This window comes from Emticicia fluvialis, from assembly GCF_024793945.1.
Classification (GTDB): Bacteria; Bacteroidota; Bacteroidia; order Cytophagales; family Spirosomataceae; genus Emticicia; species Emticicia fluvialis.
Map to the genome: position 1 here is coordinate 169,130 of NZ_JANUSD010000002.1, position 16,111 is coordinate 185,240.

General features: G+C 41.5%; 12 protein-coding genes. 4 read left to right on the forward strand and 8 right to left on the reverse strand.

The annotated features are described in order from the left end of the window. Positions 1 to 56 precede the first annotated feature (56 nt). Positions 57 to 608 (forward strand): AAA family ATPase, encoded by a 552-nt coding sequence (locus tag NZ848_RS02645; protein ID WP_259014241.1) that lies wholly within the window; start codon positions 57 to 59, stop codon positions 606 to 608. On the opposite strand, the gene NZ848_RS02650 is transcribed toward NZ848_RS02645, so the two are convergent. Continuing rightward, a complete protein-coding gene (locus NZ848_RS02650; protein ID WP_259014242.1) occupies positions 598 to 966 on the reverse strand; it encodes a winged helix-turn-helix transcriptional regulator in 369 nt (122 codons plus the stop codon). The genes NZ848_RS02645 and NZ848_RS02650 overlap by 11 nt on opposite strands. Before the next feature lie 135 nt (positions 967 to 1,101). Here NZ848_RS02650 and NZ848_RS02655 point away from each other — a divergent pair, with 135 nt between their 5' ends. Continuing rightward, a complete protein-coding gene (locus NZ848_RS02655) occupies positions 1,102 to 1,452 on the forward strand; it encodes a hypothetical protein (protein ID WP_259014243.1) in 351 nt (116 codons plus the stop codon). A gap of 79 nt (positions 1,453 to 1,531) precedes the next feature. Here NZ848_RS02655 and NZ848_RS02660 read toward each other — a convergent pair whose 3' ends face one another. Continuing rightward, positions 1,532 to 3,217: a RagB/SusD family nutrient uptake outer membrane protein gene (locus NZ848_RS02660; protein WP_259014244.1), complete on the reverse strand. Its 1,686-nt coding sequence runs from the start codon at positions 3,215 to 3,217 to the stop codon at positions 1,532 to 1,534. 12 nt (positions 3,218 to 3,229) lie between these two features. Beyond that, a complete protein-coding gene (locus NZ848_RS02665; protein ID WP_259014245.1) occupies positions 3,230 to 6,280 on the reverse strand; it encodes a SusC/RagA family TonB-linked outer membrane protein in 3,051 nt (1,016 codons plus the stop codon). A 652-nt stretch (positions 6,281 to 6,932) separates the two neighbouring features. Here NZ848_RS02665 and NZ848_RS02670 point away from each other — a divergent pair. Next, a complete protein-coding gene (locus NZ848_RS02670) occupies positions 6,933 to 7,130 on the forward strand; it encodes a hypothetical protein (protein WP_259014246.1) in 198 nt (65 codons plus the stop codon). Here NZ848_RS02670 and NZ848_RS02675 read toward each other — a convergent pair whose 3' ends face one another. The 4 genes from NZ848_RS02675 to NZ848_RS02690 form a co-directional block, all read right to left on the reverse strand. Next, on the reverse strand, positions 7,131 to 9,452 hold the full coding sequence (locus tag NZ848_RS02675) for a penicillin-binding protein 1A (RefSeq protein WP_253533758.1): 2,322 nt from the start codon (positions 9,450 to 9,452) through the stop codon (positions 7,131 to 7,133). Between the two features lie 274 nt (positions 9,453 to 9,726). Beyond that, positions 9,727 to 11,025: a M20/M25/M40 family metallo-hydrolase gene (locus NZ848_RS02680; RefSeq protein ID WP_259014247.1), complete on the reverse strand. Its 1,299-nt coding sequence runs from the start codon at positions 11,023 to 11,025 to the stop codon at positions 9,727 to 9,729. A gap of 22 nt (positions 11,026 to 11,047) precedes the next feature. Next, a complete protein-coding gene (locus NZ848_RS02685; RefSeq protein WP_259014248.1) occupies positions 11,048 to 12,013 on the reverse strand; it encodes a glycosyltransferase family 2 protein in 966 nt (321 codons plus the stop codon). Between the two features lie 13 nt (positions 12,014 to 12,026). Next, on the reverse strand, positions 12,027 to 12,755 hold the full coding sequence (locus tag NZ848_RS02690; protein WP_259014249.1) for a tRNA1(Val) (adenine(37)-N6)-methyltransferase: 729 nt from the start codon (positions 12,753 to 12,755) through the stop codon (positions 12,027 to 12,029). Positions 12,756 to 12,948: 193 nt separating this feature from the next. Here NZ848_RS02690 and aspS point away from each other — a divergent pair, with 193 nt between their 5' ends. Next, positions 12,949 to 14,700 carry an aspartate--tRNA ligase gene (gene aspS, locus NZ848_RS02695; protein ID WP_259014251.1) on the forward strand — a complete coding sequence of 584 codons (1,752 nt, stop codon included), beginning with the start codon at positions 12,949 to 12,951 and terminating at the stop codon, positions 14,698 to 14,700. Between the two features lie 85 nt (positions 14,701 to 14,785). Here aspS and NZ848_RS02700 read toward each other — a convergent pair whose 3' ends face one another. Further along, positions 14,786 to 15,985 (reverse strand): hypothetical protein, encoded by a 1,200-nt coding sequence (locus tag NZ848_RS02700; RefSeq protein ID WP_259014252.1) that lies wholly within the window; start codon positions 15,983 to 15,985, stop codon positions 14,786 to 14,788. Positions 15,986 to 16,111: the final 126 nt, after the last annotated feature.

The following is a 16,111-nucleotide window of genomic DNA, read 5'->3' on the forward strand; positions in this document are numbered from 1 at the left end:
TTCATACGTTTTAGCTTGCTTTATGATTATATTTGCGGCTCAAAAAATTTGATGCAATGAAACTTCATTTAATGGGGGCTTCGGGCAGTGGTGTAACCACTCTTGGCAAAGCGCTGGCTGAAACCCTTGATATACCCTATTTCGACAGTGACGAATACTTCTGGGAAAAAACAACACCTCCTTTTATTTCAAAGCGACAACCCGATGTGCGGAATGCAATGATTCTTTCGGATGTTAACAACCATAAAAGTTGGGTACTCGGAGGGTCATTACTAAAATGGAATATTGAAGTCGATTTTGATTTAATCGTTTTTTTATACATTCCGAACGAAATCAGAATGGCTCGTCTGCAAAAGCGGGAATACGCACGTTATGGAGATGTTATTTCTGCCGATGAAGACCGTAAGAGGCAATACCTTGAATTTATGGCCTGGGCAGCCGGCTACGACGATAACAGCACGCAAGGCCGAAATCTGGCATCGCACGAAAGTTGGTTGAAAACGCAAACTTGCCCGGTATTTGAGTTAAGAGGAGACCTGACAGTTAGCGAAAGGCTCAATGCTGTAATCAATAAAATAGCAGAGCTGAATCTAAAGCTTATTTGTTAAAAATACGCTTGCGGTGTTCTGCCCCCCAATAGGCTATCGCGCCTATTACTTCCTGCAGTGTGGCACCGTAATCAGTTAGTTCATATTCAACGGTTACTGGTTTGGTATCATGTACTGTTCTTTTCACCAGATCGTTCTCTTCAAGATCTTTTAGCTCTTTCGAAAGCATTTTTGCACCTATTCCGTTTATGTCACGCAGTAGTTCCATAAAGCGTTTCTTTCCGAAACTCAGAGAGCCAATAATCAGAATTTTCCATTTCCCACTCAATATATCCATTGCATCCTGCACGGCCATCATGTGGCTGCTGCATTGGGCGTGGTCTTTCTCGGCAGGCATTTTCAAAGTTTTGTTGTTCATATTTTTTTTCAATCAAGATAGTTTCTTAAAGGAAACTACTTCCAAAAAGAAATTTACTATTTAACGTAAACTAATTTGTTTGGGTTCTTGTATTAGTCTAAATACTAATTTAATCACTCATAAACTAATACGTAAATGTCGAACAAAACAAAGAAAATTCTGTCTATTATTTTTCTTGCTATTCCGTCTTTTATGCTTCTTGTAAGTGGCATAATGAAAATTACCGGTGCCGAGCAGGTAGTTACCGCCTTAGCCAAAGCTGGTTTGGGGTCTTACATTACCGCATTTGGTATTGCCGAAGTCATCTTTGTAATTTTGTTATGGATACCCAAAACCTACAAAGTTGGTTTTTATTTTATACTTTCTTATTTGGGCGGAGCTGCCTCAATTGAGTTAGCCGAAGGAAATAACCCAATAGCTTTTGGTCTTATTGCCTTGGCCTGGATCGGTTTCTTTCTTAAAAGCGAAGAAAATTTTATTGTCTAGCCTGCTTTGCCAATCATTAAAAAAGCCATGTTTCCGTTGAGGAAACATGGCCCAGAAATAAAAAATAGGTAAGTAAGTATCAATAACTTGGGTTTTGTTTCAGGTAACCCGGTATGTTAGAAGCACCGTCGATAGCGGTTTGCGGAATCGGGAAGATTCTTTTCTGCACGTTATTGTTGGTTTTTTCTGTCCAGGTTCCTTCATACTTTCCAAAACGAATCATATCTGAGCGTCTCAGCATTTCCCAATAGAACTCAAAGCCGCGCTCACGGTACAACAAGTCTAACGACATAGAAGTTAAAGCCGGAGGAGGAGTAGACGCAGTTCTTGAAGCTCTTACGGTGTTTACATCTGCCAATGCGCTGGCGGCGTCTCCGCTTTTGCGAAGTTTGGCTTCTGCACGCATCAGATATACATCTGCCAGACGAAGAATCACAAGGTCGGCATCACCAAAGTTTCTACCACTGGTTGATTTCTTGCTGAACTCATATTTTTCAACTCTATAACCTGTGTTGTAGTTGCTACCTTCTACAGTAAAGTCAATTTTCTCTGTAAATTCAACCGGTTGGGTTGGTCTGTTACGGGTATCATAGAACAACTTGCCAACTTTATAGTTTCCGTTAGAACATCTAACAAATACACCGTTCTTTCTGATTAACCCATACTGCTGTCCGCGCAAAATACCACGGTCTATATTAAAGCTCTCAGCTGTTACGCAAGAGTCAGCCGGATTTGTATAAATAGAGATATTTTGTTTGTAGAAGCGTGGGTCAACCTTAGGGTCTTGCGGAGCATAGGCATTTACCCATGTACGGTAGTAGTCTGAGGTAATACCAGGGCCGTCAGTACCATTAGCTGCCGGATATGCCGGAAGCGGGAACTGGTCGCCTGACAACGAGAAATACGCCATACGGTTATGTCCGTTCAATTCAGCCCTCTGGTCAACCGCAAAAATCAATTCTTTGTTATCGTGGTTGTTCGAATTGAAAAGCGAGAAGTAATCGTTTGATAGCTGGTATTGGCCAGAAGAGATAATTTTATCACAATACTCAATTACTTTGTCCATGTCTTCAGACTTGAAAGTAAAGTTAGTAGAGTAGATGTCTCTGTACACGGCTGAGTTCAGATACAAGCGAGCCAGTAAGCCCCAAACGGCGCCTTTGGTTAAACGGCCTGGGCCTACGGTTGTTTCAAGGTTTGGTTCAACTGCCAATAGTTCGCTTTTGATGTACTCTACTGCCTCGTTACCTCTGATAATTTTAGAAGTTTCTCCGATATCGTCTTTTACAAATACCAGACCAAACAAATCTAAGGTAAGCATTGAGTAATAGGCTCTCATACCTCTTGCCTCAGCCAAAAATGTTTTGGTTGAAGGGTCTTTCAGCGTTGGCAATGTGTTAATAGCCGTAATGGCTCTCGACATACCCTGCACAATAATGTTCCAGGTATTTCTGATGTTCGGGTCGGTGCTCACATAGTTGTGCGCGTGCATGTTCAGATAGATACCGTTGTCGCCCCAGTCGGTGCCACCACGATAAGGTAAGATAGCCTCGTCAGTCGAAATCTCCTGTAATGTAAAGTAGTTGGTATGTAAGAAAAGGTCCGGAAGGCGTGCATATACCGGGGCAATAATACCCTCTACTGCAGCTTTGTCTGAAAGGTTTGTACTCAGTGTTTCATCTAAAACGATTTCTTTCAGGTCTGTACAACTGTTCAATACCAACAAACCGGCCAGTGCCAATGTTGAATATATTTTCTTTTTCATGAGTTTTAAATTTTAAAATGAAACATTCAGACCAAATACTACAGATCTGGCTTTAGGATAACTTAAGTAATCGATACCGTAAGAAGAAATACCGGCAATGGTTCTGTCTGTATTTACCTCTGGGTCATAACCGTTATATTTGGTTATCACAAAAAGATTCTGACCGGTTACTGACAATCTCAAACCAGATACCCACTTGCCAAGGCCAATGGTTTTGGTATTGACATTATAGCCTAACGACAAGTTGTTTAATCTGAAGAATGCGCCGTCTTTCAGGAATCTTGTTGACACCGAAGCCGCATTATTAATTGATTCATTGGCATCTTTCGTTGCATCTGGTGTTGTATTTAAGCTTTTAGATAATCTTAACTTATAGAAGTTAGCATTGGCAGTATTATCATAAATTTTGTTACCAGACACACCGTTAAAGTTAGCAACCAGATCAAAACCTTTGTAAGCTACACTTGCATTGAAGTTAAACTGTTTGGTTGGCAGGGCACTACCTGCAGTAATACGGTCTTTATCGGTAATAATGCCGTCTCCGTTTACGTCTCTGTATTTGCTGATACCTTTATCGTCAAAACCGATGAAATCAAGCATATAGAATGCACCGATAGGTTGGCCGCTTACATAACCATTGATAGTTGCCGAAGTAAGACCAGAACCAGATGCTGAACCCGATTGGATAACCGAATACGGTGAGTTTTTAACTTTGTTATCAATGAAGGTGATGTTACCACCTACATCTACTTTCAGGCCACTTGGCGCGGTGTAACGATAGTTCAGGTCAATTTCAAGACCTTTGTTGGTGATGGTCATGTCCTGCACGTTGGTCCAGAATGTACCTGCAGGCTGCACTGGGTCAAAAGGGATAACCTCTAACAGAATATTGTTGGATATTTTGTTGAAGTAGTCAACAGAACCTGTCAAAGCGCCATTGAAGAAGCCGAAATCAAGACCTAAGTCAGTTTGGGTTGAAACCTCCCACTGAATGTTCGGGTTAGCCAGGCGGGTATATGAAGTACCGGCCGGATAAACAGTTGTGCCGTATAACGGATAACTGGTTGATGCAGAAATCTGCGAAGTAAACAATGCCTGGGTAATTTTTGAAGGTATCTCCTGATTACCTGTCTGGCCCCAACCTGCTCTCAATTTCAATTCACCGATATTAGCTTCTTTCATGAAATCTTCTTCAGAAAGTCTCCAACCTAGTGAGAAAGACGGGAACACCCCGTATTTATTATTTGAACCGAATTTAGAAGAACCATCCACACGCACAGTTGCAGTAGCCAGATATTTATCTTTGTACTGGTAGTTTAGACGCGAGAAGAAAGACTGCAACTCATTAACCAGGGCATAGCCCGTTGGCTTGTTGTTGGCCAGTGTCAGCTCTTGGCCTAAACCAGGATTGTAAATAGGCTCAATATCTGTAATCGGGAATTTGTTGATACTGCTTGTGCGGCCCTGTACGAATATCTTCTGATATGAGTGACCAGCCAGAGCCGTCAGATTATGTGCATTTTTATTAAGCGTATAGGTAATGTAGTTTTCTATCAGCTTATTACGGTTATAAGTGTAGATAGTTTCCAATCTTCCGTCTCTTTGTGGCTCTGCGTTAGGCAATGATTGCAAATCACGAACAGAGTTAGAGTTATCGATACCGAAGTTCAGCTTATAAACCAGGTCTTTTGTGATTTTGAACGATGGTGAGATGTTACCAATTACACGATTAATGGTAGTTATGTCTTTATCCAGTTTCAACGTAATAAGCGGGTTGGTTACGTTAGGATAATTTTTTGGCTGACCATTATCATTATACGCCGGGTAAGTAGGGTTCATTGAGATAGCTCCACCAATCAAACCGTCAATTGGCGGTCTGGTATTAGCTGTATAGGTGGCGTTCATGTTCACATCAATTGTCAGGCGATCATCCAGAAACTTCTGTGTTACGTTCATACGGCCGGTATAGCGGTTCAAAGAGTTGTTTTTCAGGATACCTTCCTGATTCTGAATACCAAACGAACCGTAGTAAGTCAATTTATCGGCACCACCCCCTATTGAGATATTGTGGTTTTGCGTAATGGCAGTTCTGGTAATTTCTTTTTGCCAGTCTGTGTTGCCACCCAGGTCTTCAAGCTGGCCGCCAATGGCTGTTACCTGCTTTTTAAACTCATCTGCTGAATACACAGGCAAGGCTCTGGCAATTTTTGAAACACCAAGACTTGCCGAGTAATTGAAGGTAGAGAAACCAGCTTTACCTTTTTTAGTAGTAATTAACACAACCCCATTGGCACCACGAGAACCGTAGATAGCCGTAGCAGAGGCATCTTTTAATACGTCAATAGACTCAATATCCTGCGGATTCAGGAAGTTCAAAGGGTTGGTTGCACCACCGGTGCTTGAGTTGTCAAGCGCCATACCGTCAAGGATAAATAGTGGCGTACTACCGGTACGAACCCCTCCGGGACCACGAATGGTGATTCCCTGAATTCCACCCGGCTCACCGCTGGCAGAAGTAACGTTTACACCCGCAACTTTACCTTGCAATAATTGTTCAGGCGAGTTAATGATACCTTTGTTGAACTCGGCGCTTTTGATAGATTTTACCGAACCGGTCATATCTTTTTTGGTTGAGCTACCATAACCGATAACCACTACCTGTGCCAGGTCGGCGGCCTCTGACTTCATCTGCACATCAATGGTAGTTCTGTTGCCAACTGTTATTTCCTGTTTGGTGTAACCAATAAAACCAATTACCAGTACCGACTTTTCGTCTGCAACGGTTATTGAGTAATTACCTTCAATATCGGTGCTTACACCTTTTTGGGTGCCTTTCAGAGTAACACTGGCGCCAACCAGCGGTTCGCCCGTTGTGGCATCAGTCACACGGCCTTTTACAGTAATCTGTACAATTTTTCCATCAATCGGGCTGGTTCCATGTGCATTTTTTGCACTGGCAAATAATGGTGTTTGTCCGTAAACGCTGGGCAAACACGCAGTAGCAAACAAAAATACTCCCAGCATCAGTTTTAACAGCGGGGGAGAGGCAGAAAGGTGTTTCATAATCGGATGTTTAATTAAACAATTTGATGTTTTACAATTTACTTACAAAGGGTGAGGTGTTCCATAAACAATAATGCATAGTGTAAGCGCCGACAGGTAAGTAAGAACTTCTGGTGCAATCTGCCTGCAGAAAATACTTTACAACATAGGGTTATGAATCTTCAGGTCAATGGTGTTAATTAGAATTTTCTTCAAATTTGTTGCATTATAACAATAAAAAATATTGCTTTTTTCGAATGTCCTAATGCAAACGTTTTAAATCGTTCTGCAAACGTTTTAAATCTTTTGAGCGATTGACCCGAATTTTTGAAACAGTTTAAGGTCGGAGGTGATGCATGATCAGTTGATGAAATCTCCTGCACGTTAGTTTGTAAGAATTTAGTTTTATTAATTTTCAAGGCGCAAAAGTAGGGCTTTATTATTCCCGAAGTATTATCGGCATGTTAAGCTATTGTTAAGTAGTAGTAATTTCGGGCTTGCCGGGCGTAATACAATATTGCCTCCGATTTCAGCAGTGGCAGTTTATACTACTTAAAATGCAAAGCCGGGACATGAGTATTTTTTTCCTCATGTCCCGGCTTTGCAATTATCAGTTCTTGTATGGCATGGATTTTTAGTTGGATAAGTATATCCATGAAACTAAAAAATTAATATGTCACACATCTTCATTTTGTTGATTCAGATTCCTTATGTGATTCTGGCTATATTCTGTGGTATAAGTGTCGTTACTTCTAACTGGAACGAGTACTTTGCTGCCAGGAAAAAAACTACCAAAACCGTGTTTATGGTATTTGAAAACGTTGAAACAGAGGCAGAACAGAGCACGGAATTGGTTCGTGTAGCTGCCTGATTACAACTGGTCGTCGTCGGCTGGTTTGGCCGTCGGAGGAGTGTATTTCTGAGTTGAATCTATGTGATACCCTTCTCCGGCGGTGTAAACACAATCGCCTGAAACAGAGACTGTTGATGGTTTTACAAAAGACCCTCTTTTATACTCCAGCGATTTGTCGGCATATACCTTCTGAAAGAACATCCCCCATGTAGGCAATGAAACCCTCGACCCCTGTCCCAATGCAATAGACCGGAAGTGAATAGAGGGTTCGTCTCCGCCCGTCCATCCACCGGCTACCAGCGTAGGTGTTATACCCATAAACCAGCCGTCAGAGTAATTAGAGGTAGTACCTGTTTTAGCCGCTACTTCATTGCCATCCAGTAGCCCATATCTTGAAAGCCCGCCATAAGCTGTACCGCCCGGCTGAGTAGCCCCACGCATAAGATGAATCATCTTGTAGGCTGTTTCCTGGCTGATAACCTCCTTGCTGTCTGAATAATACTCTTTTATTACTTCACCGTTTTTGTCTTCAATACGCGTTACAAATATGGGCTCGGTATATTTACCTCCGTTTGCAAAGACACTGTAGCCGGCCATCATTTCGTATAAAGACACACTACTGATACCCAGGCATAGCGCAGGCACTTCATCAAGCTTACTTTTTATGCCCAGCTTGTGCGCATACTTTATTACATTAGCGGGTTTGAACTGGTTAATGAGGTAAGCACTTACCGAGTTGACCGACTGCCCCAATGCCTCTCTTAACGTGAGCGATTGGTAACTGTATTTGCCATCTGAGTTTTTGGGTGTCCAGCTGCCTCCGGGCACTGGTATAGTAACTGGTTGGTCAATTACACGTTCGCAGGTAGAAAAGCCGTTGTCAATGGCCGTTACATATACAAATGGCTTGAAGGTAGACCCCGGCTGGCGTTTGCCCTGAAACACGTGGTCATACTTAAAGTATTTGTAGTTAATACCGCCTACCCAGGCTTTAATATGGCCATTTCGGGGGTCCATGGCCAGAAAACTTGAATGCAGTAAAAATTTGTAGTATCTGATAGAGTCCATTGACGACATCACGGTATCTCTTTCTCCGCTCCACGAAAACACACGCATTTTGGTAGGGCGGTTCATTTCTTTCCAGACCTTATCCATGTCGTCGCTATATTGCTCTTTCAGTTCTCTGAAACGCGGTGTGGTTTTAGCAACATTCTGAACAAAGTTTGGTATTTCTTTATAATTACCTTCTGGCCCCATTACCCAGGGGTTGCGGCCTTTCCAGTGCTCATAGAATTTCTTCTGCTGCTCTTTCATGTTCTCTTTCAGGGCTTCCTCAGCATAAAACTGCATTCTTGAGTCAATGGTCGTATAAATCTTGAAACCCTTGGTTTCAATGTCTTCCATATCATAGCCTTCGTTGCCCAGCTCAACTTTCAGCCAGTCTTTCAAAAACTTTCTGAAATAAGGCGCAGGGCCTGTATTGTGGCTTTCTGGCTGATAATTAAGTGTAATAGGGGTTTGTTTTAATGTTTCGGCCGTGGCTGGCGATAGCTTGTCATACTTCACCATCTGGTCGAAAACAATATTCCGGCGGTTTTTTGAAGCCAGTGGGTGGAATTTCGGGTTAAATCGGGAAGGATTCTGAATCATGCCAACCAATACGGCGGCTTCTTCCAGATTCAACTCGCTTGGTTCTTTCTTGAAATAGGTTTTTGAGGCAGACTTAATACCGAATGCACCACTACTAAACTCAATGGTGTTCAGGTATTTTTCCATTATTTCCTGCTTGGTATAACGACGTTCAAGTTTAATGGCGGTTATCCATTCTTTGGTTTTAATAATAAGCTGTTTAAAACCGGGTATGCTGTACAAAGGGCCTTTGTAGTAATCAATCTCACGCAGTTTAAAAAGGTTTTTAGCCAATTGTTGCGATATAGTACTACCACCGCCTTTTTGCTGGCCTGTAAATAAACCCGTTACCACGCGCAAAGTACTGCGGGCATCAATACCCGAATGCACTGTAAAACGGGCATCTTCGGTAGCTACTAGTGCATTAATAATATTAGGAGATAACTCGCTGAACTCTATGGGGCTTCGGTTTTCGTGAAAGAATTTGCCAATCACTTTACCGTCAGAAGATATAATTTCTGAGGCTACTTCACTTTTAGGATTGTCGATTTCTTCAAGGCTGGGCATTTTGCCAAACAGCCAGAATAAATTGAAGCTGACGGCTATCAGATAAATAATAAAAGCAACACCAGCCAATCCGGTGAATTTCCAGATGTTAGCAATAATTTTTTTATATCTGCCTTTTTCTAATTCCGGTAATGTGAACTTCATTTTGGTGTGTTATATGAAAGCAAACGTAAACAATTTTATGAACTGATGCAAAAGGTTAAAGCCTTAAAATATAGGTAAGGGGCTAATATTTCTAAGCATTTACGTGCCTATTATACGAAGGAAAGCCTTCAATTATTGTGTAAAGAACCAACAGTGGATTATTAAAGTCGGGAGGGTACATCTGTTGTTTTCTTTGGTCAGATTCAGTTGATTTATTTAACCTGCCCGCCATTTTTTGTGATTGAAATGGCGGGCAGGTTAAGTTTTTGCACTATTATTTAACTGTGCTTTTATCAATTCTGGTCGGGGTATCGGTGCCTGCAATTATACTTTGCGAACTTAAAGCAATGGCTCTGATGGTTGCCAATATGTTTTGTATATCAAGCGATTCTACTTCATCATTAACCGAATGGTAAAGTTTGTCTGAGTCAATCTGGTCGGTTGAAATAGTATGCGCCGGTACGCCCAGACGAGCCAGTGTGGCATTATCTGAACGATAGAAAAGATTTTGCTGTGGATACGGGTCCGGGTTGAATGTAAAGGCAGTGCCTTTCAGGTTTTTTTGCAGAATAGCACCAAAGTCTGAGCGTTCAAAACCTGTAATAAAGGCAGAGTTAATACCCCATTTAGAGGCTTTACCAATCATTTCAATATTAAACATAGCCACTACTTTATCGGGATTCAGTTGCTCCGAGAAGTATTTTGAGCCAAAACCACCAATTTCTTCAGCAGTAAAAGCTGCAAAAACAATGGTACGCTCGTTGTTTTTCAATTTCTTAAAGTAATTGGCCAAGGCAATAACTGCTGTTGTACCAGAGGCATCATCGTCTGCGCCATTAGCAATAGAGTCTCCTTCAACAGATTTTATAATACCCAGGTGGTCATAATGGCCAGAGAAAACAACCATTTCATCAGGTTTGCTTTTGCCTGGTATTATTCCTACCACATTAGCCATTTTAAAGGCTTCTTTGCGTTGCTTTATTTTTACCGAGTAGCTGTCTGCCGAACTGAAGCCAACCACAAACAGGATATTCCCTGCAATTTTCGGATAAGGTTTAGCCAGCAAACGTGTACGGCCAAAGAAACGCTTCAGGCCTGCCAGTTTGCCTTCATGCGCTGCATCAACCAATACTATTTTGCTGGTTGAATCATTCATAAACTGGTTGGGTGTAAAAGTATCTTCTTTCCCTACAATTACCACAGGTATGTTAGAGGTCCAGTTTACTTCTTCTTTATCTGACATAAAGATATATTTATCTTTCGTTAGCACCTGCCCGTTAATAATTACCTCTGCTTTCTCAAAGCCATCTATTTTTGTAATCGGAAACTCCTGCCTGTAGCCTGATAGCCCGTTTAATGGTTTCAAACCTGCTTTTTTAAATTCTTCAGCAATAAATGCAGTGGCTTTTTCAATTTGCTGTGGGTGAAGCGAGCTTCTACCCATCATATCATCTGCCGCCAGCGTGCTGATAATCCTCTTTACTTCAGTTTCTTTAATGAGTTTGTTTACTTTCTGTGCCATAGCAGCATGGCCAAAAGCAAAAAGCAGTAGGGTTAGTCTGATAAACTTCATATAGTTTGTTGGTTTTAAGAGTTTATTCTCCGGTTATTTCTTCTATCAGGTATTCGTCTTTTTTGAAGGTCTGTTTTACAAATAATTCGCCAAGAAAACCAGCCAGAAACAATTGAGAACCTATAATAATAGCCACCAATGCCAGAAAAAACATGGGGTTATCTGTTACGTTACGGTAGCGCAGCCCCTGGCTGATGTTATAGAGTTTTTCGGCAATGAGGTACATTGCCATAAGAGAGCCCACAACGAACGACAACACACCCATAGTACCAAAAAAGTGCATGGGCCTGCGACCGAATTTATTAACGAAAGCAACGGTCAGAAGGTCGAGAAAGCCGAAAATGAAGCGCTCGAGACCAAATTTGGTGCTGCCGTATTTACGGGCCTGATGCTGCACTACCTTTTCACCTATTTTTCTGAAACCGTTCCATTTAGCTATAATAGGTATGTTGCGGTGCATTTCGCCGTAGATGGTAATGTTTTTTACCACTCTTGCCTGATACGCCTTTAGGCCGCAATTGAAGTCATGCAAATGAACACCAGATACCCAGCGCGACACCGCATTGAAAAGTTTGGTGGGCAATGTTTTTGTGAGGGGGTCGAAGCGTTTTTTCTTCCAGCCCGATACCAGATCATAGCCTTCTTCGGTTATCATTCTGTATAATTCCGGAATTTCGTCAGGGCTGTCTTGCAGGTCGGCATCCATGGTTATTACAACATTACCACGCGACTGCACAAAAGCAGTTTGAAGCGCAGCCGTTTTACCATAGTTTCTTACAAATCTGAATCCTCTCACAAAAGGGTTCCTGGCTGCAAGGCGCTTGATTACCGTCCATGACCCGTCGTTACTGCCATCATCAACAAAAAGAATTTCGTAGCTATAGTTGTTATCCTGCATTACCCGCACTATCCAGTCGTGTAGCTCCGGAAGCGATTCTGCTTCATTGTATAATGGAATAACTAATGATATTTGAATTTTCGGGTTCATTAAGGGCAAAGTTCTAAAAAATAGTGTAATAATCGCTCAACAGGTTACGGAATTTCTCCGAGTAAGCACCTGTTTCTTTTTCATGAATCACCAGGGTTTCTTCTGCATAAGCGGCTTCGGGTGTTTTGCCGAACGTCATGATGTGCCTGAAAACCTGCTTTTGAGGATTATGTTGAATCAGTAATCTTTTTGACAAATATAAGGCTTTTTTCTGAGCAACTTCTGCTAGTTGCCGGGCTTCAAAAGGAGGTAGCAGCACTATAAACCGGCCATCGGGTTTTAATAATTGTATAACTGCGTCAGTTAACTCTTCCAATGTAAGCGTGGTTGCATGTAACGCTTTGCTGGTTGGCTCGTCCGGCGATTGTAGGGAATTTTGATAAAAAGGTGGGTTGGAAATGATTAAATCGTACCTAGCGCGGTCAGAATCCTGATTTTGTTGGCTGAAATTCTGAATAGATTGATGTTGAAGCCAGACTTTATGCGCAAATTTGCTTTCAGTAATATTTCTGTTTGCCTGTTTGTAGGCGGCTTCATCTATTTCAACGGCATCAATTTTCGCCTCGGTTCTTTGGGCGAGCATTAATGATAATAGACCTGTTCCTGCACCTATATCCAGAATCCTTTGTGCATTTTCTTGTTCAGCATAGGCTCCCAGTATGCAGGCATCGGTGCATACTTTCATGGCGCACTGATCCTGATGAATGATGAATTGCTTGAACTGAAAATAAGACTTTGGCACCCTATACTGGTTTAAAGGGTGCGAAGATAATGTTTTTTGCGTAATTAAGGCCATCAAAATCAAGAATCAATTGTACTGCATGGCTAACAAATGTACTAAATATGAAATTTGGTATTTTTAACAAAGCCTTCATGGCTTTTCTTTAAAATTCGTACTTTTGCAAAAAAATTGCTAAACATAAACGTTAGACCTAATGTTAAGAACGCATACCTGCGGAGAACTAAGAATCTCAGATGTTAATCAGACAGTAACCTTATGCGGCTGGGTACAAGTTGTTCGTGATAAAGGAGGCATTATATATATTGACCTTCGCGACCGTTACGGCATCACCCAATTGATCCTGAACGAAAATAGCAGCGATGCAACCGTAATTGCGCTGGCTCGTACATTAAGCCGTGAATTTGTGATTCAGGCAACGGGCGAGGTAATTGAACGTGTATCAAAAAATGATAAAATAGCAACTGGCGATGTTGAAATAAAAGTTGAAACACTAGAGATACTTAATCCTGCCAAGTTGCCTCCTTTTATGATTCAGGACGAAACAGATGGGGGGGACGACATCCGTATGAAATACAGGTATCTGGACTTGCGCCGGAATGTGGTTCGCCAGAATTTGCAGTTACGTCATAAAATGGCACAGCAAACCCGTAATTACCTGGACGGACAGGAATTTATTGAGGTTGAAACCCCTGTATTGATTAAATCTACACCTGAAGGTGCCCGCGACTTTGTGGTGCCTAGCCGGATGAATCCGGGTGAGTTTTATGCCCTTCCGCAATCGCCGCAAACATTCAAGCAATTATTGATGGTTTCTGGTTTTGACCGCTACTACCAGATTGTCAAATGTTTCCGCGACGAAGACCTGCGTGCCGACCGCCAGCCAGAGTTTACACAAATAGACTGTGAAATGTCTTTTGTGAAGCAGGAAGATATTCTGCAGATGTTTGAAGGGCTGATTCGTCACCTTTTCAAAACGGTGAAAAATATTGATATGCCTGAGGTGCCTCGTATGACGTATGCCGATGCCATGCGTTTGTACGGCTCTGACAAACCCGATACGCGTTTCGGAATGCAGTTTGTAGAACTGAACGATGTAGCCAAAGGAAAAGACTTTGTAGTTTTTGATTCGGCAGAACTGTTGGTTGGTATCAATGCTTCAGGTTGTGCTGAATATACCCGCAAACAATTGGATGAAATAACCGAATGGGTAAAACGCCCGCAGGTTGGTGCCAAAGGTCTGGCGTATATCAGATATAATGCTGATGGTACGCTGAAATCATCGTTTGATAAATTCTTTGATGAGGCCGCTTTAAAGCAGATTGCTGAGAAGTTTGATGCCAAGCCGGGCGACCTGATTCTGATTCTTGCCGGTGATGCAGCTAAAACCCGCAAGCAATTAAACGAACTTCGCCTTGAAATGGGTAGCCGTTTAGGTTTGCGCAAACCTGACGAGTTTAAAGCGTTATGGGTGCTTGATTTTCCGCTTTTGGAATACGGAGAAGAAGAAGAACGCTGGTTTGCCATGCACCATCCGTTTACAAGCCCTAAACCTGAAGACATACCATTGTTAGATACTAACGACCTGGGCAATGTACGAGCCAATGCTTACGACATGGTAATTAATGGTACAGAAGTAGGAGGTGGCTCGGTACGTATCTTCCAGAGACCATTGCAACAGAAAATGTTTGGTATACTGGGCTTTAGTGAAGAAGAGGCTAAGAAACAATTCGGCTTCCTGATGGATGCCTTTGAATACGGCGCACCTCCGCATGCTGGTATTGCCTTTGGGTTTGACCGCCTGTGTTCTATCTTTGGTGGTGCCGATTCCATCAGAGATTTCATAGCTTTCCCTAAAAACAATTCAGGCCGAGATATGATGATTGATTCACCATCAACTATCGACCAGAAACAAATGGATGAGTTGAAGATTAAGACAGTTTTGTAATTGAAACTGATTGATATACAAAGAGAAAGCCTCGTTCACAACGAGGCTTTCTTGATTTTATGGGTGATTTTATCGCTTTGCCCATTTATTTTTTGCCACAAGCTGCAGTATAAGCCTCAAATATCTGAATATAATTCTGCGGCGTTAGTGAGCTAAACTCACCGGCATCAATTCTCTTTTGAATGGCCGGGCAATCAGCAAAATATGCCTTCAGTGATTTCTTCACACCTAATATTGGTAATTGATAATATTTATCTTCTTTCGGTTTTTTTAATGCTCTTTCGCTTTGAGGAAAAACTTCATCATATACTAAAAGACCAGGATGCGACTTAATTTCTTCTAGTAAAGCATAGTGATTATTATCTTGTAAAAAGTCTCCAACAACCCCTACAACATATTTTTTGCCGTCTTTTGTTTTAATTGAAGAGATATCATCAATTTTTCTTCTTACCGGCTTCTTTTCACCGGCTATTTCAATATAAACAGTGCTATTATCAGTTTTTAAAGCACTCATTAAGCCAGATACCAAGCCTCCTTGTTGTTCGTTTTGTCGGTAATCAATGATTGGCGGATTATCATTCATTAGTTTTATATTACCAACAAAGCGTTCGTTTTTCTTATCTGTTAATTCTCCCTCCAGCAAAACATATTTGAATGCATCTGAAGTTTTATTATACTCAGGCAAAACCGGGGCAGGCGATATAGGGCTGATGTTTTTAGCTTCTTTTGAATCAGTCGCATAATCTTTCACTGCCTTGATGTTATCTGCAATAGGAGGGGTAGTTGAAGCAGCAGATAAACTAAAAAGTTTACCGTTATCTTCCTTTACCATTGCAGCATATTTTTCAGCAAGTGGCAGGTTACCAAGTAGCAGATGAGAAAATGCCAGGTTTTTGGCTGCACCCATTCTTACCTCCTGAGTAGCGTCACTATCCTTTGTCTGATATTTTAGAAGTGATTCCCAATATTTTTGAGCTTCGCCAAACAAGTTCGGCCATTGGTCGCGGCTTACACCTGAAATATTTGCAAATACTTGAGCTGAAAGGTTAAAATCCTCAAGGTTGCTGTTTTTGGGTAATTTAGTAAGTTCAGCATATCGTCCAACTAAAACCGGGCCGTATAAAAAGTACTGGTTGAAATCGTTAACCAGCTGCTTAAAAGAATTGATTATTATAACATTTATTACCTGAGCTGGCTGTATTTGATTATCTACCAGATAGGTATTTACTTTTGGGGTAATATATCTTTGATAAATTATTTTCCCTTCCTTATCTTTTATCTCCATGTTGGCTTCTATACCCATTACGTATGCCGGAGAGCGCGAAATTGTTTTTTGCTCAAGGAATGCAAATTTTGTGACATTGTATGTAATTTTAAAATCGCCATCAGGGTCATTTTTTAAACCATAAAT